Source organism: Thioalkalivibrio sp. ALJ2 (assembly GCF_000378325.1).
Lineage (GTDB): Bacteria > Pseudomonadota > Gammaproteobacteria > Ectothiorhodospirales > Ectothiorhodospiraceae > Thioalkalivibrio.
In genome coordinates this window covers 12,662-39,158 of record NZ_KB899561.1, presented here as the reverse complement: position 1 = coordinate 39,158, position 26,497 = coordinate 12,662, and the positions used below count along the sequence as shown (strand labels likewise).

General features: G+C 66.8%; 21 protein-coding genes, 3 tRNA genes and 2 other RNA genes. 15 read left to right on the top strand and 11 right to left on the bottom strand.

The window, feature by feature from the left end:
* Positions 1 to 40 precede the first annotated feature (40 nt).
* The 9 genes from F468_RS0113225 (at position 41) to hpnC (ending at position 10,206) form a co-directional block, all read left to right on the top strand.
* Positions 41 to 898 (top strand): phosphate/phosphite/phosphonate ABC transporter substrate-binding protein, encoded by an 858-nt coding sequence (locus F468_RS0113225; RefSeq protein ID WP_018995365.1) that lies wholly within the window; start codon positions 41 to 43, stop codon positions 896 to 898.
* Between the two features lie 75 nt (positions 899 to 973).
* A complete protein-coding gene (locus F468_RS0113220) occupies positions 974 to 1,366 on the top strand; it encodes a DoxX family protein (protein WP_018995364.1) in 393 nt (130 codons plus the stop codon).
* Between the two features lie 255 nt (positions 1,367 to 1,621).
* Positions 1,622 to 4,420: an EAL domain-containing protein gene (locus F468_RS0113215; protein ID WP_018995363.1), complete on the top strand. Its 2,799-nt coding sequence runs from the start codon at positions 1,622 to 1,624 to the stop codon at positions 4,418 to 4,420.
* Between the two features lie 99 nt (positions 4,421 to 4,519).
* Complete coding sequence (wrbA, locus tag F468_RS0113210; RefSeq protein ID WP_018139607.1) at positions 4,520 to 5,140, top strand: NAD(P)H:quinone oxidoreductase; 621 nt, start codon at positions 4,520 to 4,522, stop codon at positions 5,138 to 5,140.
* Positions 5,141 to 5,224: 84 nt separating this feature from the next.
* Positions 5,225 to 6,562: a TRZ/ATZ family hydrolase gene (locus tag F468_RS0113205; protein WP_018995362.1), complete on the top strand. Its 1,338-nt coding sequence runs from the start codon at positions 5,225 to 5,227 to the stop codon at positions 6,560 to 6,562.
* Between the two features lie 11 nt (positions 6,563 to 6,573).
* On the top strand, positions 6,574 to 7,317 hold the full coding sequence (gene ubiG / locus F468_RS0113200) for a bifunctional 2-polyprenyl-6-hydroxyphenol methylase/3-demethylubiquinol 3-O-methyltransferase UbiG (RefSeq protein WP_018995361.1): 744 nt from the start codon (positions 6,574 to 6,576) through the stop codon (positions 7,315 to 7,317).
* Positions 7,314 to 8,000: a phosphoglycolate phosphatase gene (gph, locus tag F468_RS0113195; protein ID WP_018864517.1), complete on the top strand. Its 687-nt coding sequence runs from the start codon at positions 7,314 to 7,316 to the stop codon at positions 7,998 to 8,000. Before ubiG ends, gph begins: the two co-directional genes overlap by 4 nt.
* Entirely contained in the window at positions 7,985 to 9,322 is a 1,338-nt protein-coding gene (gene rmuC / locus F468_RS0113190) for a DNA recombination protein RmuC (protein WP_018995360.1), read from the top strand. The genes gph and rmuC overlap by 16 nt, the downstream gene beginning before the upstream one ends.
* A 5-nt stretch (positions 9,323 to 9,327) precedes the next feature.
* Complete coding sequence (gene hpnC / locus F468_RS0113185) at positions 9,328 to 10,206, top strand: squalene synthase HpnC (RefSeq protein ID WP_018995359.1); 879 nt, start codon at positions 9,328 to 9,330, stop codon at positions 10,204 to 10,206.
* Here hpnC and hemN read toward each other — a convergent pair.
* Positions 10,203 to 11,591: an oxygen-independent coproporphyrinogen III oxidase gene (hemN, locus tag F468_RS0113180; RefSeq protein WP_018995358.1), complete on the bottom strand. Its 1,389-nt coding sequence runs from the start codon at positions 11,589 to 11,591 to the stop codon at positions 10,203 to 10,205. The genes hpnC and hemN overlap by 4 nt on opposite strands.
* A 181-nt stretch (positions 11,592 to 11,772) precedes the next feature.
* Between hemN and hpnD the strand changes: the two genes are divergently transcribed.
* From hpnD to F468_RS0113165, 3 genes are read left to right on the top strand one after another with little or no spacing between them, the layout of a single operon-like run.
* Positions 11,773 to 12,630, top strand: coding sequence for a presqualene diphosphate synthase HpnD (hpnD, locus tag F468_RS0113175; RefSeq protein WP_018139600.1), 858 nt, complete (start codon positions 11,773 to 11,775; stop codon positions 12,628 to 12,630).
* A gap of 13 nt (positions 12,631 to 12,643) precedes the next feature.
* On the top strand, positions 12,644 to 13,978 hold the full coding sequence (hpnE, locus tag F468_RS0113170; protein ID WP_018995357.1) for a hydroxysqualene dehydroxylase HpnE: 1,335 nt from the start codon (positions 12,644 to 12,646) through the stop codon (positions 13,976 to 13,978).
* Entirely contained in the window at positions 13,975 to 14,784 is an 810-nt protein-coding gene (locus F468_RS0113165; protein ID WP_018173979.1) for an SDR family NAD(P)-dependent oxidoreductase, read from the top strand. Before hpnE ends, F468_RS0113165 begins: the two co-directional genes overlap by 4 nt.
* Before the next feature lie 369 nt (positions 14,785 to 15,153).
* On the opposite strand, the gene F468_RS0113160 is transcribed toward F468_RS0113165, so the two are convergent.
* From F468_RS0113160 to F468_RS0113145, 4 genes are all read right to left on the bottom strand, one after another.
* On the bottom strand, positions 15,154 to 17,430 hold the full coding sequence (locus F468_RS0113160; protein ID WP_018995356.1) for a YgiQ family radical SAM protein: 2,277 nt from the start codon (positions 17,428 to 17,430) through the stop codon (positions 15,154 to 15,156).
* Between the two features lie 121 nt (positions 17,431 to 17,551).
* Positions 17,552 to 17,950 carry a globin gene (locus F468_RS0113155; protein WP_018173981.1) on the bottom strand — a complete coding sequence of 133 codons (399 nt, stop codon included), beginning with the start codon at positions 17,948 to 17,950 and terminating at the stop codon, positions 17,552 to 17,554.
* 66 nt (positions 17,951 to 18,016) lie between these two features.
* Positions 18,017 to 18,445, bottom strand: a complete 429-nt coding sequence (locus tag F468_RS0113150; RefSeq protein ID WP_018139595.1) for a hypothetical protein — start codon at positions 18,443 to 18,445, stop codon at positions 18,017 to 18,019.
* Between the two features lie 100 nt (positions 18,446 to 18,545).
* Positions 18,546 to 20,102, bottom strand: coding sequence for a glutamate synthase-related protein (locus F468_RS0113145; RefSeq protein ID WP_018994252.1), 1,557 nt, complete (start codon positions 20,100 to 20,102; stop codon positions 18,546 to 18,548).
* Between the two features lie 129 nt (positions 20,103 to 20,231).
* On the opposite strand from F468_RS0113145, the gene pdxH reads away from it, so the two are divergent.
* The 3 genes from pdxH (at position 20,232) to F468_RS14455 (ending at position 21,228) form a co-directional block, all read left to right on the top strand.
* Positions 20,232 to 20,876, top strand: coding sequence for a pyridoxamine 5'-phosphate oxidase (gene pdxH / locus F468_RS0113140; RefSeq protein WP_018995355.1), 645 nt, complete (start codon positions 20,232 to 20,234; stop codon positions 20,874 to 20,876).
* 78 nt (positions 20,877 to 20,954) lie between these two features.
* Positions 20,955 to 21,044: transfer RNA gene (locus tag F468_RS0113135), tRNA-Ser, on the top strand.
* A 53-nt stretch (positions 21,045 to 21,097) separates the two neighbouring features.
* Positions 21,098 to 21,228: non-coding RNA, RtT sRNA (locus tag F468_RS14455), on the top strand.
* Between the two features lie 183 nt (positions 21,229 to 21,411).
* Here F468_RS14455 and F468_RS0113130 read toward each other — a convergent pair.
* The 6 genes from F468_RS0113130 to glgC all read right to left on the bottom strand — a co-directional run bounded on the left by F468_RS0113130 (position 21,412) and on the right by glgC (position 26,495).
* A tRNA-Val gene (locus F468_RS0113130) sits at positions 21,412 to 21,486 on the bottom strand.
* A 223-nt stretch (positions 21,487 to 21,709) separates the two neighbouring features.
* Positions 21,710 to 21,851, bottom strand: a non-coding RNA gene (locus F468_RS14450) — RtT sRNA.
* A gap of 31 nt (positions 21,852 to 21,882) precedes the next feature.
* A tRNA-Ser gene (locus F468_RS0113125) sits at positions 21,883 to 21,972 on the bottom strand.
* Between the two features lie 56 nt (positions 21,973 to 22,028).
* Positions 22,029 to 23,498: a 4-alpha-glucanotransferase gene (gene malQ, locus F468_RS0113120; RefSeq protein WP_018139592.1), complete on the bottom strand. Its 1,470-nt coding sequence runs from the start codon at positions 23,496 to 23,498 to the stop codon at positions 22,029 to 22,031.
* Entirely contained in the window at positions 23,498 to 25,177 is a 1,680-nt protein-coding gene (locus F468_RS0113115) for a glycoside hydrolase family 57 protein (RefSeq protein WP_018995354.1), read from the bottom strand. The genes malQ and F468_RS0113115 overlap by 1 nt, the downstream gene beginning before the upstream one ends.
* A gap of 52 nt (positions 25,178 to 25,229) precedes the next feature.
* Positions 25,230 to 26,495: a glucose-1-phosphate adenylyltransferase gene (glgC, locus tag F468_RS0113110; RefSeq protein WP_018139590.1), complete on the bottom strand. Its 1,266-nt coding sequence runs from the start codon at positions 26,493 to 26,495 to the stop codon at positions 25,230 to 25,232.
* Positions 26,496 to 26,497: the final 2 nt, after the last annotated feature.

The window sequence follows — 26,497 nt, the reverse complement described above, 5'->3', positions numbered from 1 at the left end:
GATGGACCAAGCCAGTGCCGGAGCGCCCCCTCCAGCCGCCATGAGTCGCCGGCCGCACCGATGGACGCCGGGACTGATACTGGCTCTCGCCCTACTCACCGGGCATGCGCTCGCGGACGACACCTGGGAGCTTGGGCTGCAGCCATTCGCGAGCCCTCACGACCTCTTTCAGCGATACGCACCACTACGCGACTGGTTCGCGGAGGTACGGCAAGCGCCCGTTCGTCTGGAGGCCTCACGGGACTTCCTGCATTTTCTCGAACGCCTGCAGACTGAGCGCTACGACGTGGCGATTGTCGCCCCGCATGTCGTGCCCGCGCTTGGAGAGAACAGCCCGTACCGTCCGCTCGTACGCTCACGCGACGAACTGGCCATGATCATCGTGGTGCCCATGGACACCTCCCCCCGGCAACTGGCGGACCTGGAGGACACGACGCTGGCAACCCCCGCCCGTCACAGTCTGGGCACCCGGCTGGCTCGAGAGCGAGTCGGCGCGGTGTTCGACAGCGAAGATCCACCCGTCCGATTCCTCGAGTTCCCGCACCACAATGCCGCCGTGTCGGCCATGCAGCGGGGGCTTGCCGAAGCCGCCGTGCTCGTGATCGATGCCCGCGCCCTCGACCCTCCTCGCCCGCTCCGGGACGAACCCCGCACCATCGCTCTTGCCGATGGCAGCCTGGCCCGCATCCTGGCCCAGTCGGACCCCTTCCCCGGCATGACCATCGTGTTGCACGAACGCGTGCAGAGGGATGTTCTAGAATTGGAGACGCTGTTCCTGCAGCTCTCCGACACCACTCAGGGGCAACAACGGCTCAGAACCTTTGGCCACCCCCGTGGCTTTGAACCGGCGAGCCCCGAGGACTATCAGGCCTTCAAGAGTCTTATGGACGACCTATGAATGTGATCGCTCGACAGGTTGGCCACACCGATCAACTACACCCTCCCCTTGACCAGGGAACCAGGAGAAAACGATATGGATAACATGCTGGACGACACCGGGAAGCTGATCCTGCGACTGGCGCTAGGCGTCATGATCCTGCTGCACGGGATCGACAAGGTCTCCGGAGGCGTGGGACATATCGAGGGGATGCTGGCCGGGGCCGGGCTACCCGGCGTGCTGGCCTATGGCGCGTATATCGGGGAGGTCCTGGCACCCGTCCTGTTGATCATTGGCCTGTATGCTCGGATTGGCGCCGTACTCATCGCGGTCAACATGCTGTTCGCCATTGGCCTGGCGCATGCCGACGAGGTCGTCCAGCTGACCCAGCACGGCGGCTGGGCCATCGAACTGCAGGCCATGTTCCTGTTCTCGGCGATCGCTCTCGCCCTTACCGGCCCGGGTCGCCTCGCGATCAACCGCTATTAGAGTCGCCAAGGCTCGTGCCGACCTTGCGGCACGAGCCCACTGCGGTGCGGCGATTGAGGCGCTCGACCTAAAGCGTGTCCGCCGTCTCGCATTGAAGAAACCAACCCCCCGTTAAGGTAGAGTAGCAAGACTTTTTTACGATGATCCCGCTCGGCGCGGGTTGCCCCGGACGCCAATGTTTCGTCTCTTGCTCGCATCAAAGCCGCACCGCGTCCCGCCGTTCCTTGCCCGCTCTGGCCGGCCTGTGGCGCTTTCATGCGCCTGAACGTCGCCTGGCAGATCATCATCGGCACCGTCGCGATTCAGGTCGTGATGGTCGCGGCGCTGCTCTTTAGCGGGATCACCCAGGTCCAGCAGAACCAACAGGAGGTTCTGGAGCGCACAGCCGAACAACAAAGCCGGCTGCTGGGCTCCGCCCTGACGCCCGGCCTGGCCTACGCCGACCCCGCGATGCTCCAGGATCTCCTCGACCTGCTGGGGGACGACTCCAACGTCCTGTACGCGGTCGTACTCGACGCTAGCGAGCGCCCCATGGCCTCGGTCGGTGTCGCCCCGGACACCCTCCCGGCCGCCGAAGCGGGCGTGCGCAGTGAATCCGGCCAGGTCGAGATTGCCCGGCAGATCGAGCTTTCCGGTCAGTCCCTGGGGACCGTCGCCGTTGGCTACTCGACCGATGCCATCGACCAGCTCTCGACCAACCTGCTGGAACGCAATGTCTTGCTGGCCCTGGGCGTGCTGGGGCTCTCGATCCTCGCGGCCATTTTGTTCGCCCTGATGACGACCCGCCGCCTGCGTCTGCTCCTGCAAGGGGGCAGGGCCCTGGAGGCCGGGCAGCTCGACCATCGGGTACGGATCGATTCCCGCGACGAGTTCGGCGACCTGGCGCGGACCTTCAACGACATGGCGGCCCACCTGGGCACCACACAGTCCACACTGATCCAGCAAAACCTGCAGTTGAATCGCTCCGTCGCCCGCCTGGAGTCCATGCTGGGCGGGGCCAATGCCATCCTTTGGGAGGCGAACCCCGAAAACCATGAATGGGAGTTCGTCGCCGGAGACACCCGCAAGCTGCTGGGCTTCCCCTCGCGCAACCTGGGGCGGGGGGAACTGCGTGCCCGGCATATTCACCCGGACGATCTGCCCCGTGTACGCGATGCTGCGCGCGAGCCCGGCAACGAACCCAAGGTCGTCGACTACCGCTTCGCGCACCGCAACGGGCAGTGGATCTGGCTGCGCGACATCCTTTCCTGGGCCGAGGGCACGGGCAGCCCTCGCAGCCTGCGCGGCCTGACCCTCGACGTCACCGCCCACCGACGGGCCACCGCGGCCCTGAAGGAGAGCGAGAACCGCTACCAGGATGTCGTCAACCACATTTCCGAGGTGATCTTCCGCACCGATGCCGAGGGCCGCTGGACGCTGCTCAATCCAGCCTGGGAGAGCCTGACAGGATTCCCGGTCGAAGAGACCCTCGGCAAACCGATGTGTGCCTTCGTGGATCCCGAGGACCAAGACGACGCACAGAACTTCTGTGACACCCTGCTAGAAGGGGGCACCCACGCGCAGTCCGAGGAAATCCGCCTGCGCACGCACGACGGCAGTCATCGCTGGGTCAGCATCTACGCCAGTGCGCGCTTCGATGAAGACGGCCAGATCATGGCGACCTTCGGCACCATGATGGACATCTCCGACCGCAAGGAAGCCGAAGAGGAAATCCGTCGCCTGGCCTTCTTCGATGGCCTGACCGGGCTGCCCAATCGCACGCTCCTGCACGACCGTCTGGGTCAGGCCCTCGCCAACACGGCGCGCTCGCGCCACCACGGCGCGGTCCTGTTCATCGATCTGGACAACTTCAAGGACATCAACGACACCCTGGGACACGCGGTTGGAGATGATCTGCTGCGCCAGGTCGCCCGCCGCATGGAGGACTCCGTGCGTGAGGCCGATACGCTCGCCCGCCTGGGCGGCGATGAGTTCGTGGTCATCCTCAACGACCTCCACCCGGATCCGGCCCGCGCTGCCACCGAGGCCGAGGCGGTAGGACGCAAGCTGATCAATCTATTGCGCGAGCCCTTCGAGCTGGCCGGCCAGAACCGCCACGTCACCCCCAGTATTGGTGCAACCCTGTTCAGCGGCCACAGCCTCGGCGTGGAAGAGGTGCTGAAGCAGGCTGACCTCGCCATGTATCGGGCCAAGAACGCCGGGCGCAATACCGTGCGTTTCTACGACCCCGGGCTGCATCGCGCGGTGGAGGCCCGCTTCGAACTCGAAAACGAGCTGCGCCACGCCCTGGACGAGGATCGATTTACCATCGTCTATCAACCCCAGGTCGAAGCCGACGGCCGAGTGATCGGCGCCGAGCTGTTGTTGCGCTGGCCGCATCCGCAGCGCGGCGCGATCTCCCCCGGCGAGTTCATCCCCATCGCCGAGCAGACCGGCCTCATCGTGCCCATCGGGCGCAAGGTGCTGCGCACCGCCTGCGCCCAGCTCGCTGCCTGGCAGCACATCGCCGCCTTCCGGGAACTGACCCTCTCGGTCAATATCAGCGCCCGGCAGTTCCGCAACAAGCACTTCGTCCAGCAGCTGCGCGAGATCCTCCAGGAGACCGGCGCCCCGGGCAACCGGCTGAAACTCGAGCTGACCGAGAGCATGCTGCTCGAGGAGATCGACACCGTCGTCGTCCACATCGACGAACTGCGCACACTGGGCGTGGAATTCGCCCTGGATGACTTCGGCACCGGCTACTCGTCCCTCGCCTACCTGAAACAGCTCCCACTGGCACAGCTGAAGATCGACCAGTCCTTCGTGCGCGATGTGCTGGACGACCCCAACGACGCCGCGATTGCGCAGATGGTCGTCAATCTGGCCCACACGCTGGACCTGGACGTGATTGCCGAAGGGGTCGAAACGGCCGAGCAGCGGGCCTTCCTGTTCGGACTGGGCTGCCGCCACTTCCAGGGCTTCCTGTACGGCTACCCGGGTGACTTGTCGGACCTGGAAAGGGCGGTACTCGGGACATCACCCGCGCAACAAAGCGCCGCGCAGTCACCCCATTAACGGTTCTATTTAATCGAACAATAAAGCCATTAAAAGGCCATTTTTGTTCGGTTTACTGCGAATTAAGCTGGACCTCGATTAAACCCGGAGGTCCTTCCCATGAGCACCAAAGTCCTGATCCTGTACTACTCCACCTGGGGCCATATCGAGCAGATGGCCGAGGCGGTCGCCCGTGGCGCCCGCGAGATCCCTGGCACCGAGGTCACGATCAAGCGTGTCCCGGAACTAATGCCCGAGGATGTCGCAAAGCAGGCCGGGGCCAAGCTGGACCAGGCCGCCCCCATCGCCAGACCGGAAGAACTGGCGGACTATGACGCGGTCATCATCGGCACCCCGACCCGCTTTGGCCGCATGTCCGCGCAAATGGCCAATTTCCTCGATCAGACCGGTGCGCTGTGGTTTGGCGACAAACTGGTCGGCAAGATTGGCTCTGTATTCGGTTCCACCGCCTCGCAGCACGGGGGCCAGGAGACCACGCTGGTCTCGACCATCGTCAACCTGATGCACTACGGCATGACCATTGTCGGGCTGCCCTACACCGAGAAGCGGCTGCTGGATATGAGCGAAATCAGCGGCGGCACACCCTACGGTGCCACCACCCTGGCCGATGGCGACGGCTCGCGTCAGCCGAGCGAGAACGAACTTGCGATGGCCGCCTCCCAGGGCCGACATGTCGCCGAGGTCACACGCGCCCAGGTCCTGGGACGCCAGGCCAGCTAACCGGTATCGGCCTGCCCAAAGGGGCGGCCTTCGCCGCCCCTTTGCGGTACCATGCGCGGCCGAATTCCCTCGGTCTGGCCTCCCATGTCGACAACCCGAACTCTGGTTCTCAGTGCCTCGCAGATTCTGCCGGTGATCCCGCGCGACACGGTGCTCGTCGATCACGCACTGGTGATTCGCGACGGCATCATCGAGACCCTGCTGCCGCGCGAAGAAGCCCTCGCGCAGTACCCCGATGCCGAACATCTGCACCGCGAGGGCCATGCCCTGACCCCCGGCCTGGTCAACGTACATACCCACTCCGGCATGAGTCTGCTGCGCGGTGTAGGCAGCGACCGCCCGCTGATGGACTGGCTCAAGCGCTACATCTGGCCGGCCGAAGGGCGCCTGTTGTCACCCGAGTTCGTGCGCGCGGGCACGCGCCTCTCGGTCGCCGAGATGCTGCGCGGCGGCACTACCTGCTTCAGTGACATGTACCTGTTCGTCGACAATGCCGCGCGCGTGGTCGACGAATCCGGCATCCGTGCCGCACTGGGGCTGACCGTGTTCGACTTCCCCACGCCCTGGGCCCAGACCACGGACGAGTACTTCCAGCGGGGCGCCGAGGTCGTGGAGAACTGGCAGCACCACGACCGCATCCACTACACCGTGGCACCGCATGCGCCCTACACCGTCGGCGACGAGAGCCTGCAGCGCGTGGCGGAGCGTGCCCGCGAGCTGGCCGTCCCCATCCACATGCATGTGCACGAGACCGCCGGCGAGATCGCCGATGCCGAACGCGACCACGGGGAGCGGCCGCTGGCCCGGCTGGCACGCCTGGGCCTGCTGGACCAGCCGTTCATCGCCGTGCATATGACCCAGGTCAGCGCACAGGACCGCGAGTTGTTGCAAGGGCGTCCGGTGTCGGTCGCACACTGCCCGGAATCCAATCTCAAGCTCGCCTCGGGCTTCTGTCCGGTCGCGGAACTGCTGGGCGCCGGCGTGACCGTGGGGCTGGGCACCGATGGTACCGCCTCCAACAACGATCTCGACATGATCGGGGAGATGCGCACGGCCGCGCTGCTGGCCAAGGGCGTCAGTGGCGACGCCTCGGCCCTGCCCGCCACCGCCGCGCTGGAGATGGCCACGCTGGGCAGCGCCCGTGCGCTGGGCCTGGCTGACCGCATCGGCAGCCTGGAACCGGGCAAGCAGGCCGACGTGGTCAGCATCGATCTTCGCGCCATCGAGCTGCAACCCATGCACGAGCCCGCCGCCCAGATCGTCTACGCCGCCACCCGCGAGGCGGTCACCGACGTCCATGTCGCAGGACGGCCATTGCTCAGGGACCGGGAACTGCTTACGCTGGACCTGGACGAGCTCCAGGCCGAGGCCCGCGAATGGGGCGCGCGCGTGCTGGAAATCCAGCGCGAACTGGCCGCGTAATCGAGATAACCATGACCCGCGAATCCCAAAGCAGCACTGGCGACAACGTCGATCACGCCGAACTGCACAAGTTCACGCATCGGGCACACGAGTGGTGGGACCCGAACGGCGCCTTTGGCACCCTCCATGCGATCAACCCCCTGCGCCTGGAATGGATCGACCAGCACGCCGATCTGGCCGGCAAGAAGGTGCTGGATGTCGGCTGTGGCGCGGGCATCCTGTCCGAGGCGATGGCGGTGCGCGGCGCACAGGTGACCGCACTGGATGCCGGGGCCGAGCATCTGGAGGTCGCGCGCGAACACGCACATGACTCCGGGCTGGAGATTCACTACCTGCACACCACCGCCGAGGCCCATGCCGAGCATCATGCGGGTGACTACGACGTGGTCACCTGTCTGGAGATGCTGGAGCACGTGCCCGATCCCGAGGCGGTCATCGACGCCCTGGTACAGCTGGTGCGGCCGGGTGGCTGGCTGTTCCTCTCGACCATCAACCGCACCCCCCGCGCGTTCGCCGAGGCGATCGTCGGTGCCGAATACGTCCTGCGCCTGCTGCCCACCGGCACACACGAGTACAGCCGCTTTATCCGGCCCTCCGAACTGGGCACGGTCCTGCGCAGGCACCGCCTCGAGGTCATCGACATGACCGGGCTCACCTACTCGCCGCTGTCCGGCCGCTATCGGCTGGTCCCGCGCACGGACGTCAACTACCTGATGGCCGCGCGCCGCCCGGAAAGCGACAGCGAGACCCCATGAGCCGCGAACTCCGCTCGGTCCTGTTCGACCTGGACGGGACCCTGCTCGACACGGCCCCGGACATGCACGCCGCGCTGACCGTGCTGCTGGCCGAAAACGATCGCCCGCCACTGCCCTTCGAGGCCGTGCGCAATCACGTCTCGCACGGCTCCCAGGCCCTCGTGCAACTGGGCTTTCCGGATGTCGAGGGTGCGCGCCGCGAGGCCCTCAAGCAGCGCTACCTCGAGATCTACGCCCGCGACCTGTGCATCGACACCAGCCTCTTCCCCGGGCTGGACCAGGTGCTGGACGCCTGCGAGCAGCGCGGCTGGCCGCTTGGTGTGGTGACCAACAAGCCCGCCTGGCTAACCGAGCCGCTCCTGGATGCCCTGGGCCTGACGCCTCGGCTGGCCGCGATCGTCAGCGGCGACACCCTCCCGCAACGCAAGCCGGCCCCCGAGCCCATGTGGCTGGCCGCACGCCAGACGGGGCTCCCGCCCGAACAGCACTGCTACTGGGGCGATGCCGAACGCGATATCGCGGCCGGTCGCGCCGCCGGCATGGCGACACTGGTCGCACGCTGGGGCTACATCGACGCCAGCCAGAATCCCGACAGCTGGGGCGCCGATGGTGCCCTCGATCGACCGGACGACTTCTGGGGCTGGCACCAGGCCAAGGCAGGCCCGCAATGGCTGGCGAGCTGACCGCACTTCCCCTCACCGCCTGGACTGCGCTCGGGGCGACCCTCCTGGTCGGCCTTGTGCTCGGCTATGCCCTGGCCGGTCTGCGCCTCAATCGCCGCGTGGGCGATCTGCAGACGCGCAATGCCCGCCTGGAGGCCGAACTCGAAGCCGCCGAACAGCGCCGCGAGGACCTGCGCCAGAGCTTCGAGACCGCGCGCCAGGAACTCGACCGCTCCTTCTCGGCGCTCGCCAGCGAGGCGCTGGAGGCCAACTCCAACCAGTTCCTGCGCCTGGCCCAGTCAATCCTGTCGCAGAAGCTCAGCGAAGGTCAGAACGAGATCGAGCGCTCGGAGAACAAGGTCGAGGCGATGCTCAAGCCCATCCGCGAGACGCTGGGCAAGACCGAGGCCGAGATCAACGCGATGGAGCGCTCGCGGGCACAGGCCTTCGCCGCACTGAATGAACAGATCCAGCGCCTGAGCTCGGACAACGCCACGCTCCAGCGTGAGGCGCACAACCTGGTGCAGGCCCTGTCACGTCCCGGCGTGCGTGGGCGCTGGGGCGAGCTCACCCTCAAGCGTGCGGTGGAGCTGGCCGGCCTCTCGGCGCACTGCGACTTCACCGAACAGCCACCGCTGGACGGCGACGGCGGCCGCCAGCGCCCGGACCTGCTGGTGCACATGCCCGGCAATCGCGCCCTGGTCGTGGATGCCAAGACACCGCTGGATGCCTATCTCGACGCCGTCGCCGCGGCCGACCCGGAACCGCGCGCAGCGGCCTTCAAGCGTCATGCCCAGCACTTGCGCTCGCGCGTCACCGAGCTCTCCAGCAAGCAGTACTGGGCCAGCGTCGAGCAGTCCCCCGAGTTCGCCGTCCTGTTCCTGCCCGGCGACCCGTTCCTGGCCGCCGCGCTGGAACACGAACCCGGTCTCCTGGAATACGCCCTGGAACGCCAGGTTTTGCTCGCGACCCCGAGCACGCTGATCGCCCTGCTGCGCACGGTCGAGTACGGCTGGCAACAGGCGCAGCTCACCGAGCACGCGCTGGAGATTCGTGATCTCGGGGCGGAGCTCTCCCACCGCCTGGGCACCATGACCGAGCACCTGGCGCGCCTCGGCAAGGCGCTGGACCAGAGCACCGACGCCTTCAACAAGACCGTGGGCAGCCTGGAGCGCCAGGTCATGCCGAGCGCCCGACGGTTCCAGGAGCTGGGTATCCGCGCGCGCAAGAACCCGGAGGCGCCGGATACCCTGAACAATCGCGCCCGCCAGCCCGTCGACGCGAACCTCCCGGACGACAACCCGGACGGCGACACCGCTCCGGACACGGGCTCGCGAGACTGAGCCGCATGGCGGGCCGCCCCGACATCCGCGCCGCGTACCGCCACTGCCAGCGCCGTGCGGCGGAGCACTACGAGAACTTCCCGGTCGCCTCCTGGCTGCTGCCCGCGCGCCTGCGCGGGCCGGTCGCCGCGATCTACTGCTTCGCTCGCGATGCCGACGACCTCGCCGACGAGGACCAGCGCCCGGTCGACGAGCGGCGGGCCGACCTGATCGCCATGCAGGAACGCGTGCAGATCCTCGAAGACCCGGCCGCGGAATCCGAGCCGGAATGGATCGCGCTGGCCGATGCGCGGCAGCGTTTCAGCCTGCCCGCCGCCCCGTTCGTCGATCTGGTCGACGCCTTCATCCAGGACCTGGAACAGAAGCGCTACGCGACCTTTGGCGAGGTCATGGAGTACTGCCGCCGCTCCGCCAACCCGGTCGGGCGGCTGATGCTGTACCTCGACGGCAACCCGACCGAGGAGATGATTGGCTACTCCGACGCGGTCTGCTCGGCCCTGCAACTGATCAACTTTTATCAGGATCTGCACCAGGACATCACCGAGAACAACCGGATCTACCTGCCGCAGAACGAGATGGCACAGTACGGCGTCAGCGAGGAGATGATCACGGGCGGCCAGACGACCTTTCAGTTACGCAACCTGATGCAGTTCCAGTACGCACGCGCCGATCGCCTGCTGCGCGCCGGGGCACCGCTCGGCGGCATGCTGCGCGGACGCATGGGCCTGGAGATCCGCGCAATCATCAACGGCGGCGCCCGCGTACTCTGGCGCCTGCGCCAGCAGGACGACGTCTTCGCCCGCCCGCGCCTGCGCGCCCGCGACGCCTGGATCATCCTCGCCCACAGCCTCCGCCCCCGCCGCCGCAGGCGTAACACTAGCTAGACGACCTTGGAGTAGCGGCGCTGCGCTTCGCGGTTCAGGTAGGCGTCGAAGGCCATGGCGATGTTGCGGAGCAGGAGCCGGCCGCGTGGCTGGACCTCCAGGCAGTCGCTGCCGATGGTGACGAGGCCGTCGGCCTCCATCTCGGCCAGACGGTCCAGGGCATCGCCAAAGGTCTCCCGGAAGTCGATGCCGAATGCGGCCTCGATGCCGCCGAAGTCGACCCTCGAGTGACACATCAACTCGCTGATCACGGCGCGCCGCAGGCGGTCATCCGCGCTCAGCTCCAGGCCGCGGAACACGGGCAGCCGGCCGGATGCCAGCCGTTCCTGATAGGCATCGACCTCGCGCAGATTCTGGCTGTAGCTGTCCCCGACCTTGCCAATGGCGGTCGGCCCCAGTGCCACGAGGTCGTACTCCGCGCGCGTCGAGTAGCCCTGGAAGTTTCGCTGCAGTGTGCCCGCGCGCTGGGCGATCGCGAGTTCGTCATCGGGCAGCGCAAAGTGATCCATGCCGATGTACACATACCCCGCGTCGGTCAGTCGCTGGATGGTCATCTCAAGGATCGCGAGCCGCTCCGTGGCCGGCGGGAGGTCGCCGTCGCGGATCTGGCGCTGCGTCTTGAACAGCTCCGGCAGGTGCGCGTAGTTGTACACGGCCAGCCGTTCCGGGCGCAGTTCCAGCACGCGGTCCAGTGTCGCGGAGAACGTGTCGACCGTCTGCAGGGGCAGCCCGTAGATCAGGTCCAGGTTGGTGGAGGTAAAGCCTTGCTCGCGCGCCTGGCGTACCGCCTGCTCGGTGACCTCGAACGGCTGGATGCGGTTGACGGCCTTCTGCACGGCCGGATCGACATCCTGCACCCCGACACTGATGCGGTTGAAGCCCAGCGACGCCAGGAGCGGCAGGGTGCCGGGGCGCACGGCACGCGGATCAATCTCGATCGAGAATTCCCGCTCCGGACCGGTCTCCAGCGTGAAATGCCGGCCCAGGGCCTTCATGACCCGGGTCAGGTCCTCGTCGGACAGATACGTCGGCGTCCCGCCCCCGAAGTGCAGCTGGCGTACCGGCCGATCGCGATCGAACAGCCCGCCCTGCAGGGCGATCTCCTGCTCCAGCGAGTCGAGATAGCTCGTCGCGCGCCGATAATTGCCGGTAATCACCTTGTTGCAGGCACAGTAGAAACACACCGTGTCGCAGAAGGGCACGTGGACGTAGAGCGACAACGGGCGCGCTGCACCTTCGGCATTCGTCTCCCGCGCCACCCGCGCATAGGCCTGCGCGTCAAACCCCTCATGGAACTGCGGAGCCGTTGGGTAGGACGTATAACGAGGTCCGCTCACGTCATAGCGGCGCAGCACCTCGGGATCGAATACCAGACGTTGTTCCATACGACTCTCCGCAACGGGAGGGCGGGCCCTTGCGCCACCCTGACACCCCCACCCTACGCGGCCTCCAGCCGGGTACGGTTGATGTATGTCAAACGTGGCTTCGATCAGCGTCGCCATCCGCATCCCGGCCCCGCTGTGCTAGCCTTGCCGTCCCAAGACGGAACCCCGATCCCGAGCGCGTATGTCCCCCGACGAATATTGCGAGGAGAAGGCCGCGAAGAGCGGCTCCAGCTTCTACTACGCATTCCGGTTCCTGGAGCCCGACCGGCGCCGTGCGATCACCGCGCTGTACGCGTTCTGCCGCGAGGTGGACGACATCGTCGACGAGGTCAGCGAGGAGAGCGTGGCGCGCACCAAGCTCCAGTGGTGGCGCGAGGAGATCGAGCGTCTGTTCGACCATCAGCCGCGCCACCCGATCACCCAGGCCCTGCAACCGCATCTGGCGCCGTTCGATCTCAGCCGCGAGTATTTCGACGAGATTATCGACGGCATGCAGATGGATCTCGACTACGACAGCTATCCCGACTTCACCACACTGTCGCTGTACTGCTACCGCGCGGCCAGCGTAGTCGGGATCCTGTCCGCCCATATCTTCGGCTTCTCGGACCGGCGCACGCTGAAATACGCGCATGACCTGGGGATGGCCCTGCAGCTGACCAACATCCTGCGCGACGTCCACGAAGACGCGATGCGCGGCCGGGTCTACATCCCGCTGGACGAGCTGAAAAAGCACGGCGTAAAGCCCGAGGAATTCCAGCTTAACGTTACAGACGACCGCCACCGCGCCCTGTTCGCCGAGCAGGCCGAACGGGCCCGACGCTACTACCAGCGCGCGGAGGAGCACCTGCCCGCCGAGGACCGCTACGCCCAGCGCCCGGGCCTGATCATGGCCGCGATCTATCGCACCCTGCTCGACGAGATCCAGGACGATGGCTATCGCGTGCTGGAGCACCGCGTGCGGCTGACCCCGATCCGCAAGCTGTGGATCGCCTGGCGCACTGCGCGCCGACTGAAGCGCGACTACCGCCGCGCGGGCTGACCGCGCCCGCGCCATGGCTGCCGTTCCCGCATCGCATCCGGTCGTCGTGCTCGGCGCCGGCTGGGCCGGTCTGACCGCCGCGCTGACCCTGGCCCGGGCCGGCATCGCGGTCCACCTGATCGAGGCCGCCGCCACCGGCGGCGGTCGCGCCCGCAGCCTGAACCGCGATGGCGCCGAACTGGACAACGGCCAGCACGTGCTGGTCGGCGCCTGTCACGCCACCCTGGAACAACTGCGCTCGGTCGGCACCGACCCGGAGCGCGCCTTTGCGGCGCTGCCGTTCGGCCTGCGCATGCATGCACCGGGCCGCCCTCATCCGGCCTTTGCCCTGGAGCCCCGCTCGCCACGCCTGCCCGCCCTCGCCAGTGGCCTGTGGCAAAGCCTCGCGGGCACCCCGCTGCACAGGCGCCTCCCGGCCCTTTTGGGGGCAGCCTCGATCCTGCATCGGCCGCTGGACGAGGACCTCGACGTACTCGAATGGCTGCAGGCCCGCCATCAGCCGGACACGCTGATCCGCCAGCTCTGGGAACCGCTGTGCCTCGCGGTCATGAACACGCCGATCCGCAGCGCCTCGGCACAGATCTTCCAGAACGTGCTGCGTCTAGCCCTCAACCACGGGCCGGACGACGCCCGACTGCTTATCCCGACCCGGCCGCTGGGATCGCTGTATCCGGAACCGGCCCTGCGCGAACTGCGCGAGCGCGGCGCCACGGTCGAGACCGGACGGCGCATTGTGGCCATCGAATCCGGGGGCACGGAGGCCCGCTACCAGCTCCGTGACCGCAACCACCGCGTCACCCATGCCAACGCGGTGATCCTCGCCACCGCGCCCAGCGCGGCCGCTCGGCTCCTGCCCGAGGCCCCCGAGCTGCAACCCCACCATCGGGCCCTGATGGCCATGGGCGAGCGCAGCATCTGCACGGTGTACCTGCGCTACCCCGGCCCGGTCCTGGAACGCCCGCCGCTACAGGGACTCATCAACCAGCACGGACAATGGCTCATTCCCCGCCGGGTGGCCGCCGAGCCGCACTGGCTGGCCGTCGTGATCTCCACCGCGGACGACCTGCCGGCGATGACGGCGGAGGAGCGCTGGCGTCGCGTCGCGGAAGAACTGGAACGGACCTTCCCCGAACTGGGAATCCCCCAGACCGGTCATGTCGTGTGCGAGAGACGCGCCACGATCGATGCCCGCGTCGATCTGGACGCACTGCGCCCGGTGGCCGGCACCCCCTGGCCCGGACTGTTCCTGGCCGGCGACTATGTGACGCCGGGCCTGCCCTCGACCCTCGAAGCCGCCGTGCGGTCTGGATTAGAATCAGCCCACAAGCTACTGGAGACGCTGCCTTGACCGATCTCGACATCCCCGCCCTGCTGGACTATCGCCCGGAAGCGGGCGCCTTCAACGACCGCGTGGTCCTGGTGACCGGCGCGGCCGCGGGCATCGGACGTGCGATCGCGCAGGCCTGCGCGGCGGCGGGCGCGATCGTCGTGCTGCTGGACAAGGACATCAAGGGGCTGGAGAAGACCTACGACCTGATCGAGCAGGAAGGCCACCCGCAGCCCGCCATCTATCCGCTCAATCTGGAGGGCGCCACGGTCAAGGACTACGGCGACCTCGCCGAGAACATCCGCGACTCCCTCGGGCGCCTGGACGGGCTGGTGCTGCACGCCGGCTGGGCCGGGACGCTGACGCCGATGAAGGGATACGACCCCGAGCTGTGGTTCAAGGTCATCAACAGCAACCTGCACGGCCCGTTCTTCCTCTCTCAGGCCGTGCTCCCGCTGCTGGAAGACAGCCCGCACGGCAGCCTGGTCGTTTCCACCCAGGACTGCCGCAAGGCCTTCTGGGGTGCGTTCGGCATGGCCAAGGCCGCGCAGGACGCGATGATCGACATCCTCGCGCGCGAGCACCGCAACGAGAAGCACTTCATCCATGTGAACGGCATCGATACCGGCCCCGTGCGCTCGCGCTTCCGCGCCGGCCACTACCCGGCCGAGAACGCCGAGAAACTGCCACGCCCGGAAGACGTCGTCGGCCCGTACCTCTACCTGCTGGACACCACCGACCCGGAACACACCGGCCTGCACCTGTCGCTGGAAGGCCACGTACCCGAGCCGGCGCCCCGCCCGCACCGCCAGCCCCAGGAGGGCTGACCACCGCCCCTGACAACCCGGGGCGCCCCCCCCCTGTAGGAGGCCAGCCCTCTGGCCGATTGGATGCCGGACAGACCCCATCGGCCAGAGGGCTGGCCTCCTACAAGACATTGCTTCTCCCGGCGCCCCAACAACCGTGCAGCGGCTATCCGGGATGCCGGGGAGGCAGAGCAACACGATGACTAGGACCGCGGGTCATGGCGGCAGGATGGCAAGGGTGGACACCCCCAACGGCCAGAATAAGCGCATTTCCCCGGCCCGGCCCTCACCCCCTGTAGGAGGCCAGCCCCCTGGCCGATCGGGTGTCGGACATGCCCCATCGGCCAGAGGGCTGGCCTCCTACGCAATTCAGGTAGCGGAGGTGGAGCTCTACGGACGCTGCGGGCGGCGCTTGCCCGGGCGGGATTTGGCCGGGGGCGGGCCCTTCTTCGGCCCGGGCCCGGCCGGGCGGGCGGCGGTCTCCACGCCCTTGTGCTGGGTCTGGAAGGTCTGGCCGCGTTTCTGCAGGGCCTTGCCGCCGCGGGTCACACGGCCGCCGGTGGCCGCCCTCGCACCACCGGTGCCCTTGCCGGTGCCGGCGGGCTGCCAGGTGGGGATCAGGTGATGCTTGCCATTGCCGATCAGATCCGCGCGGCCCATGCGCTTGAGCGCATCGCGCAACAGCGGCCAGTTGTTCGGATCGTGGTAGCGCAGGAATGCCTTGTGCAGGCGCCGCGCCCGCGCGCCGCGCGCGACCGGCACCCGGTCACCCGCCTTGCGCTTGATACCCCGCAGCGGGTCCCGCCCGGAGTGCCACATCGCGGTCGCGAGCGCCATCGGGCTTGGCAGAAAGGCCTGCACCTGATCGGCGCGGAAGTTGTGCCGCTTGAGCCACAGCGCGAGGTTCAGCATGTCCTCGTCGGACGTCCCCGGGTGCGCAGCGATGAAATACGGGATCAGGTACTGCTCCTTGCCCGCTTGTTTCGAGTATTTCTCGAACATCGCCTTGAAGCGGTCGTAGGCGCCCATGCCCGGCTTCATCATGCGAGAAAGCGGCCCGGATTCCGTATGTTCCGGCGCAATCTTCAGGTAACCTCCCACATGATGAGTAACCAGTTCCTTCACGTACTCCGGTGATTCCACGGCCAGGTCGTAGCGCAGGCCCGAGGCAATCAGGATCTTCTTGATCCCGGGCAGCGCCCGTGCCTTGCGGTAGAGGTTCACCAGCGGCGTGTGGTCGGTATCGAGGTTCTTGCAGATCCCGGGATAGACACAGGACAGCCGGCGGCAGCTGCGCTCGATCTCCGGGTCCTTGCAGGCCAGACGGTACATGTTCGCGGTCGGCCCGCCGAGATCGGAGACCACGCCAGTAAACCCGTCGACCTTGTCGCGGATCTCCTCGATCTCCTTGAGCACGCTCTCCTCGGAGCGGCTCTGGATGATGCGGCCCTCGTGCTCGGTGATCGAGCAGAACGTACAGCCGCCAAAGCAGCCGCGCATGATGTTCACCGAGAAGCGGATCATCTCCCAGGCCGGGATACGCGCATCGCCATAAGAGGGATGCGGCGCACGCGCATACGGCAGGTCGAACACCGCATCCATCTCCGCGGTGGTCAGCGGGATCGGCGGCGGGTTCAGCCAGACCTCCTTGTCGCCATGGCGCTGGACGATGGCGCGGGCATTGCCCGGGTTGGTCTCCAGATGCAGCACGCGGGAGGCATGGGCGTACAGCACGGAATCGCCCTTGACCTGTTCAAAGGCCGGGATGCGGATGACCGTCTGGTCTCGCGGGGTCCCGCGCGGGATGTCGCGGTGGAAGCGAACGACCTGAGCGCCCCCCTCCTCGGCGGCACCTTTCGATTCCTGCTTCGTGTCGGCCTCGGCACAGGTCGACGGCGAGACCATCGCGTAGGGGTCGGGGTTGGAATCCACCGGGCCCGGGGTATCCACTTCGCTGGAGTCCAGCTCCACATAGCCGCCCGGCACCGCATCGCGCAGGAACGCCGTACCCCGCAGGTCGGTGATCTCCCGCGGGTGCTCGCCGGCGGCCACGCGATGGGCCAGCTCGACCAGGGCGCGCTCGGCATTGCCGAACAGCAGGATGTCGGCACGCGCATCCAGCAGCACCGAGCGGCGCACCTTGTCTTGCCAGTAGTCGTAGTGGGCGATGCGGCGCAGGCTCGCCTCGATGCCGCCGGCGACCACCGGCACGTCCTTGTACGCCTCGCGGGCGCGCTGGGCGTAGACAATCACGGCACGGTCCGGCCGGTGGCCGTGTACATCCCCGGGGGTATAGGCGTCGTTGGAGCGGATCTTCCGGTCAGCCGTGTAGTGGTTGACCATCGAGTCCATGTTGCCGGCAGTGACGCCGAAGAACAGATTGGGGCGGCCCAGCGCGCGAAACGGCTCGGCGGAGGTCCAGTCCGGCTGCGCGATGATGCCGACGCGAAAGCCCTGTGCCTCCAGCAGCCGCCCGATGATCGCCATGCCGAAGCTCGGGTGGTCAACATAGGCGTCCCCCGTGACCAGCACGATGTCGCAGCTGTCCCAGCCGAGGTCGTCCATCTCCTCGCGGGTGGTCGGCAGAAACGGGGCCGTACCGAAGCGCTTGGCCCAGTAGGGCTTGTGCGCAAACAGCGAAGGCGGGAAATCAGGGACAGCGGACATGGGCTCGGGCTCCCGGCGCGGGGCCGGTGGATTCAAACCCGCGCATTACACGCCGGAAACGCCGCCAAATCAAACGGCCCCGGCGCTTGCGGGGCCGAAATCTCATCGCGTACGGCCAGCCTCAGTAAAGCTTTACAAACAGATCAATCGCCGGCTGCATCGCACCGCGCCAGCGCTCTTCCAGATCCGGCTCCCAGCGCGGATCGATCTCGGCAGCCGTGCGCACCATGCAGTCCAGCCAGATCGGGTACAGATCCGGCTCCACGGGTACACGCCCTTCGCGGGAATGGACCTGGCCCATGCGCTCCATGGTGGAAGCCACGAAGCTCTCGCCCTCGGCATAGCTGATTGCCGTCGAGACGGCCTGCCCGAGTGCACGTTTCTGCTGCGAGAGATCCGTCGAGCCAAACGCGGCCTTCACCCGTGGGTCGGCCTGGAGGAAGTGTTCGTAGAAACGCGTAACGAAGTCGCCCGCCCGGCGGCATCGCCCGTAGCTCTGGTGCACGTCGGAGAAATTCATGACTATCCCTGCGCCGTAAGAAGACGCAAGGATAGAGCCTCTCGGAGACCGAGCGATTGAGCCAGATCAAGCTTCCCTGGCAGCCGTCGCGTCCACCCAGTGCAACTGGGCAAACAGATCCACCGTCGGCGCCGTCGCCGCGCGCCAGCGCGAGGCCAGTTCGTCTTGCCACTCGGGGTCGGTATCCCGTGCGGCCTCGATCAGGGCCTCGACCCAACAATCGTTCAGCGCGGGCGCGACGGGCACACGGCCATGTGCGCCGTGCACCATGGCCATGGTGTGCACCGGAGCCCGACCATCGCTGCGACGCTCGGCAAAATCCAGCGCCGCCAGCACCGACTCGTTAAGGATATGCTCCTGGTGCGTGGGTTCGCTGTCGCCAAATACTTCGGGGATCCGCGGGTCCGCCGCCATCAACAACAGCCGGAAATGGCGCAGGAAGGCATCGGTTCGCATGCAGCGATCATGGCTCGCGCGAACATCGGGGAAGAACATACGGAACTCCGTTCCAAAACCCGCGATGCTACGCAGCCTGCCGATGCCCCGCGATAACGCATGCTAACGCGGCCCATCGTGCCAGCCGGGGTGCTCCCTGTCAGGACTTCGGATACACCCCCGCATACTGAATGCCGGCCAGTTCCGCCAGCTCGCGGTCGAACGTCGTCAGGTCGTTCGGGCCGAAGTCCTCCAGACGGTTGTGGCCGCAAGCCCGCGCCAGTACGCACATCAGCTCGCTCGAGGCCTGCAGGAAGCGGCCCAGCCGCTCCCCGCCCTCCTGGGGATCCAGCCGCGCACGCAGCTTCGGGTCCTGTGTCGCCACACCGGACGGGCAGCGATTCGTGTGGCAGATCCGCGCACCCACGCAACCCACCGCCTGGATCGCGGCATTCGCCAGCGCAATACCGTCCGCCCCCAGCGCCAGGGCTTTCACAAAGTCCGCCGGCGTGCGCAGCCCGCCCGTCACCAGCAGCGTGACCCGGCCACTGGCGCCATTGGCGTCCAGGAATCGCCGCGCGCGGCCCAGGGCGGGGATCGTGGGCACACTGATGTGGTCGCGCAGCAGCGCAGGCGAGGCCCCGGTCCCGCCACCGCGACCGTCCAGGATCACGTAGTCCGCCCCCGCCTCCAGGGCAAAGGCCAGATCCGCCTCGATATGATTGGCCGACAGCTTGAAGCCAACGGGGATGCCCCCGGTCTTCTCCCGTACCTCGTCGGCAAAACGGCGATAATCCGCAGGCGTCTCGAACCCGTCCAGGCTGGCTGGCGAGATGGCGTCCTGCCCCGCGTCGATCCCCCGCACCCGGGCGATCTCGTCACTCACCTTCGCCCCGGGCAGCACGCCACCCACACCGGTCTTGGCCGCCTGGCCGGCCTTGAAATGAAAGGCCTGCACCTTCTCCAACACCTCGTCGGAATAGCCAAACCGCGCCGGCCCCAGCTCGAACAGATAGCGCGAGTTCTCCGCCTGTTCGGCATCCAGCATCCCGCCCTCGCCGGAACAGATTCCCGTCCCGGCCTGCTCGGCCCCGCGTGCCAGCGCAATCTTCGCCTCGCGCGAAAGCGCGCCAAAGCTCATGTCCGATACCAGCATCGGGATATCCAGCTGCAGCGGGCGTTTCGCCTCGGGCCCGATCACCAGCCCCGTCTCGACCGGAGCGCCATCCGGCAACGGCCGACTCGCCAGTTGCGCCGCCAGCAGCTGCAGGTCGTCCCAGATCGGGAGCCGGCTGCGCGGCACACCCATGGCGACTGTCGGCCCGTAGTGGCCCACCTCGTCCAGACCCGAACGGGCCATGCGATGGATCAGTTCGACATGCGGCTCTGTCTCCGTGTTACGCGGGTCCGGTGCACCGTCACTATCATCCTCGCTGGAACCCTTGTCCGCCTCCGGCTCCGTGCCGATATCGTCCTCGTCGAACTGCTGGTGCGTCCCATCGCAGTACGGCAGATCACCCGACTGCTTGCACTGGCAGAGAAACGCCTCGCCGTCTTCCTCGGGAGTAAAGGCGATGGGCTCCAGCCCCGTACCCTCGTGCGAGCCGTCGCAAAATGGCTGGTCCTTGGATCGCCCGCAGCGGCAGAAGTAGTACTCCTCCCCCTTCTTGAGCTCGACACCCTTGGGCTCCACTGCCGCGATCTTCGCTCCAGCCATCATCCGCTCCTTGCTGTATAGGGCACACAGGTCGTGTACTGTCCCTGTGACAACAAAGCCACCGCAAATTTCCCGTGCCGTTCGCGATAGCAGCCTTTATTATGGACACAAAGGCCTCCGGGAGACCCGATGAGCACCACCGACCACCGCCACACCCGCCGCGACTACACCCAGGGCGAGCTCCACCGCCGCGACCTGCTCGACAACCCCCTGACCCTGCTGGACCGCTGGCTGGTAGACGCGCGCGAAGCCGGAAACCCGGACCCCACCGCGATGATCCTCGCCACGGCCGACGCCGACGGCCAGCCCTCCGCGCGCACGGTTCTGCTCAAGCACGTGGAGGGCGAAGACCTCTGCTGGTACACCGACTCCCGCAGCCGCAAGGGTCAGGACCTCACCGAGAATCCGCGCGCCGCACTCCTGTTCTACTGGCCCGAGACCGAGCGCCAGATCCGCGTCGAAGGCAGCGTAACCGCCCTGCCCGGCGAGGCCGCGGACGAATACTTCGCCCAGCGGCCGCGCGCCAGCCAGCTGGCTGCAGCCGCCTCCATCCAGAGCCAGCCGATCGGCACCCGCGCCGAGCTCGAGGCCCGTGTCCAGACGCTGGAAACGCAGTACCCCGAAGGCGCGATCCCCCGCGATCCCGCCTGGATCGGCTACCGCCTGCAGCCCGAGCTGTTCGAGTTCTGGCAGGGGCGCGCCGGCCGCCTGCACGACCGCTTCCAGTACCACCGCGCGGACAACGGCTGGCACGTCACCCGCCTGATGCCCTGACGCGCTACCGCAACGGCCTCCGAATCTGCTAGGATTCGCTCCGCCGTCGCGGCTCGACCCCGCACGGTGCAACAATTCGGAGAGGTGCCGGAGTGGTCGAACGGGGCGGTCTCGAAAACCGTTGTACTCTCGCGAGTACCGAGGGTTCGAATCCCTCCCTCTCCGCCAGATTCAAGCAAAGGGGCCCAAGTGGCCCCTTTCGCATGTCTGGCCCCCGACATATCGGGACTCGAACCCGAGGAATTAGAGGCTATGGTTCGACTGGCAGCGCGAAGCGATGCCAGAACGTCACCGCAGGTGACGACCCGAAGGGCGAGGCACATCGTGCCGAGTAATCCCTCCCTCTCCGCCAGATTCAAGCAAAGGGGCCCAGTGGCCCCTTTCGAATGTCTGGCCCCAGCCTTCTGGAATTCGAAACCGAAGCCTGTGGGAAGTATCTTGAGGGGGACTTGTGGGAGCGGGCTTGCCCGCGAAGCCCCTGCGCACAAAAAAGGCGACCCCGGAATCCGTGGGTCGCCTTTTTTGCGTCATTTTCTGGTGGGCGGTACTAGGTTCGAACTAGTGACCCCTGCCGTGTGAAGGCAGTGCTCTACCGCTGAGCTAACCGCCCAGAACGGCGGCAAGATTACGTCCAGCGGGGTTCCGCGTCAAGGGAGAACAGTTACCAAGAGAGTAAACCCGCCGCAGCACCGTAGGATGCGATGAGCATAGCGAATCGCATCGGGGTTTCGCTCGGCGCAGGGGATGGTGCGTTTCGCGGTGCTCAACCGCACCCTACGAGTGTCGCACTCGATCCCGCGACGCGCTGGCGCGTGCGTGAATAACCAAGGAAATGGCGGAGGGGGTGGGATTACTCGGCACGATGTGCCTCGCCCTTCGGGCCGTCACCTGCGGTGACGTTCCGGTGTCGCGATGCGCCACCGGTCGAACCATCTTGTCGATCTCGTGGGTTCAAATCCCCTGGGACCTGAGAGTACGTGCTCACAGACACGAAGAGCTAGAGAAATGGCGGAGGGGGTGGGATTTGAACCCACGAGGGACGTGAATCCCTGCCGGTTTTCAAGACCGGTGCATTCAACCGCTCTGCCACCCCTCCGGTGGCCGGCATTCTCCGGGATGTGGGGCGGGCTGGCAATGGCGGGCGGGAAGTCGCTACAGGCGGTCCGTTTCGCGCGCCAGGGCCTGCAGTTCGGCGGCGCGGTCCTCGGGTACCTGCTTCCAGGAGAAGCGCCAGCGCCAGTTGCCGTCATCCATCGTGCCGGGTCGGTTCATGCGGGCCCGGTTGTCCAGGCCGAGTGCGTCCTGCATCGGCAGGATGGCCAGCTGTGCCACGGAGCGGTAGGCGGCGCGGATCAACGGCCACGGGATCTCCTCGGCCCCGCCCTCGTTCAGGGTGTTGATCACGTGCTCCTGCATCTCGGGGGCAAGCGATTGAAACCAGCCCAGCGTGGTGTCGTTGTCGTGCGTGCCGGTGTAGACGGCGCTGGCCTCGTTGTGGTTGTTCGGCAGGTACGGGTTGTCCTCGCCACCCTCGAAGGCGAACTGCAGGATACGCATACCCGGCAGGTCGAAGTGTTCGCGCAGCGCGGTGACTTCAGGCGTGATCACCCCGAGATCCTCGGCCAGCAGCGGCAGCGTGCCCAGCTCGTCTTCCAGGCGGCGAAAGAACGGCTCGCCCGGGCCCGGCACCCAGCGGCCATTGGTCGCGTCCGGTTCCTCGGCTGGGATCCCCCAGCTCGCCTCGAAGCCACGGAAATGGTCGATGCGGACGGCATCCAGGGTTTCCAATGCCCAGCGCATGCGATCGACCCACCAGCGGTAGCCGGTGGCCTCCAGCCGGTCCCAGTGGTACTGGGGGTTGCCCCAGCGCTGCCCGGTCTCGGAGAAGTAGTCCGGAGGAACACCGGCGACGGTGACCGGATGGCCCGTCTCGTCCAGGGCGAACAGGTCGCGATGAGCCCAGACATCGGCCGAGTCGTGCGCCACGAAGATCGGCATATCGCCCAGGATGAGGATATCCAGATCCTTCGCCTGACGACGCAGGTCCTGCCACTGGTCAAAGAACACGAACTGGGCGAAGCGCACCCGCTCCAGCTCGTCGCGCGCCTCGTCCTCGATCCGCTCCATCGCGTCCGGGTCGCGGTCGCGCAGCACCGGGTCCCACTCCCACCAGGGCCGATCCTGCTCGCGTGCGCGGATCACCACGAAGCGGGCGTAGTCGTCCAGCCAGACCGGCCCCTGCTCCTGACAGAACCGCTGATAGGCCTCTCGCCAGACGGCCGGGGTGTCATTCAATCGGGCATGCGCCCGGGCCAGCATGGCCTCCCCGGTGCCGCTGTCCGCCGACAGCCCAACCCGCTCGGCCAGCAACCGGGGATCGATCAGGCGCGCATCACCCGCAAAGGCGGAGATGCACGCGTAGGGCGAGCCATCCTCATGCGGGGGGTGTAGCGGCAGGATCTGCCACAGCGTGAAGCCTGCCCGACGAGCCCAGTCGAGAAAGGCGTAGGCCTCGCCGCCGAGCGTCCCGACCGGCTCGCTGCCGGGCAGGGAGGTGGGATGAAGCAGCACGCCCGCCCGCCGGCGCTGCATCAGCGGGTTGGCATGGCCCTCGCCGACCATCAGTCGCCCTGCCCCTTGCGCATCGTGCCACCCGCGGACGGATCACCCCCGCCGACCGAGAGCACCTCGCCCAGCGATTCGGGGACCGTGAGGTTGGCAAGCTGATAAAGCCGCGCCAGATGTCGACGATAAAGCTGCTCGAAGTCACTGACCGAACCGGCCGGGTTATACGCCCCGAACCACCAGCACCAGTCCGACCCTTCGCAGATGGCCAGTTGCTCGCGCAGTTCCGGTGTATCCAGCGAGGGGTCCTCGGCCACGGCCTGGTCTACCGCCTTGCGGGCCGCAATCAGGCTGTCCCAGCCCCGGTTCTTGTCGGGGTCGCCGATCCAGGTGGAGAACGTGCCGTATACCCAGCTGCCCGCGACCAGCCCAGGCAGCTCGCCGCGATCGCGATCCTTGCCGCTGCGCCGGCAGACGTCGGCAAAGGTGCAAAGATTCAGTGTGGCGTGCTGCGCCAGGCGCTCGTACAGCGCATTGAGGAAGTGATAACCGTTCTCGGGGTAGTACTCCCAGGCGTTCTCGCCATCCAGGATCACCGAGACCACCCCACCCTGGGGCGAAACGGCGGCGATGTTCTCCAGGTGGTGGATGAAGTCCCCCACCGCGTCGTCCGCATGCCAGTCGGCATAGCGAAACCCGATCGCATCGGACAGCCCGTCGTCACGGAAAAACAGTTCGATGTCACTGCCCTGCAGTTGATAGGGGCGGTGCAGCCAGCCTTCCTCTTCGGCGGAGCCGGTGTTGGACTCGGCCGTCTCGCCCGCCGCCGCCAGGCTGTTGGCGAGCACCGTCTGGCCGCTGGCCGTCCAGCACAGCTTGTATTCGTCCAGCAGGCGTATGGTCGCCTCGCTCAGGCTGCCCTCGGAGGGCCAGCACCCGCGCGGGCGGAAGCCAAAATGCTTCTCGAAGACCTCGATCCCCCGATCGATGTGCCAGCGCACCCGGGCCTCCCCATCCGGATAGGCGGGGGCCTTGGGCAGTTCCACCTCCGGCATCGCCTCGCGGGCAGAGGCCAGGTCAATCATCAGCGGCATGATCGGGTGGGCATACGGGGTAAACGACAACTCGACCCGACCACTCTCCGCCAATTCCCGATAGCGCGGCAGGATGCCCTTGACCTCGTCGCGGATCAGCGTCAACAGACGCTGACGCATGGCAGGGTCGAAGTTCGTATCCGCCTTCAGCCAGCCGCGCACCTCGGGATAGGCCCAGCGAATGGTCTCGCCCAGCCAGGCCAGGTGGTAACAGGTAGCCAGATCCTGGAAAAAGCGGTCATCCAGATGCCCCAGCAGCAGCGGCTCCTCCATTGCCTTGCGCGCGATATCGGCGAGGCGCTGGAACAGCGGGAACGGCTCGATCATGCGCGGGGCATGCGCCCGCAGGCATACCCGCAGGATCTCCTCGCGCTGCGCAGGGTCCGTCGGCACCGCATCCATGTGCAACAGGTCGAGCACCGGGTCGCCAACAAGCTGGCGCTCGCGCACGCAGGCGTCCAGGCGCTCGCCATAGTCCGCCAGTTGCTCCAGCAGGATTGGCGCAAAATTGACCACCGCGCGCGCCTTCGGGCAGGCCTCCAGGTGGGCGGCCATGTCCGTGTAGTCCTTCAGCGCATGGAGGTAAGTCCAGGGCAGCGCGTATTCACCCGCGCCGCTCTCGAAGTACTGTGGCTGGTGCATGTGCCAGCACAGCACCACATCGAGTTTGGGTGGGATCGGCACCAGTGCAGTACTAGCGCACATGATGCGTGGCCTGTCCGAGCATCTCGGGGGTTACCACCCGTACACCTTCGGGCGATATGTAGTAGTCGCGGGCATCCGCCTCGTCGTCCACACCAATCTGGGTCCCGTCGGGCACCCTGCAACCCTTGTCGATCACCGCCTTCTGGATTACGCAGTCCTCGCCCACCTTCACGCTGGGCAGGATCACCGAGTCTTCCACCGTCGAACCGGCGTTCACCTGCACGTTGGAGAACAGCAGCGAGTGGCGGATCGTGCTGCCCGAGATGATGCAGCCCCCCGACACCATGGAGTCGATCGCCATGCCGCGGCGATCGTCGTCGTCAAAGACGAACTTCGCCGGCGGCAGCTGCTCCTGATACGTCCAGATCGGCCAGTCGGAGTCGTACAGATTCAGTTCGGGGGTCACGCCGATCAGTTCCAGGTTCGCCTGCCAGTAGGAGTCGATCGTGCCGACATCACGCCAGTAGCCCTGGCGCACGCCCTGCTCGTCGCGGAACGGGTAGGCCATCACCTGATAGCGATCGATGATGCCGGGGATGATGTCCTTGCCGAAATCGTGCGTGGAGAAGGTGTCATCCGCGTCCTTGATCAGCTGCTCGAACAGGAACTGCGTGTTGATCACGTAGATCCCCATCGAGGCCAGCGAATGGGTGCTCTTGCCCGGGATGCTCGCCGGGTCATCCGGCTTCTCCGCAAACGAGGTAATGCGGCTCGCGGCATCGACGCCCATCACCCCGAAGGCCTTGGCGCGTTCACGCTCCACCTCCAGGCAGCCCACCGTCATGTCCGCCCCGCTCTCCACGTGGAAGGCGATCATCTGGCCGTAGTCCATCTTGTAGATGTGGTCCCCGGCCAGGATCAGCACGTAACTTGGCGCGTGCTGACGGATGATGTCGATGTTCTGGTACACCGCGTCCGCCGTACCCTGGTACCAGGACGTCTCGATGCGCTGCTGCGCCGGCAACAGCTCGATAAACTCGCCGAACTCCCCGCGCAGGAAGCTCCAGCCGCGCTGGATATGCTGGATCAGCGAATGCGCCTTGTACTGCGTCAGCACCGCCACCTGACGGATGCCCGAGTTGATACAGTTGGACAGTGGAAAGTCGATGATGCGGAACTTGCCGCCGAACGGTACGGCCGGCTTGGCCCGCCAGAGCGTCAGCTGCTTCAGCCGCGATCCGCGCCCCCCGGCGAGGATCAGAGCCAGGGTCTCGCGGGTCAGACGACTAACAAAACGTTGCGGTTGCGGATTCATGC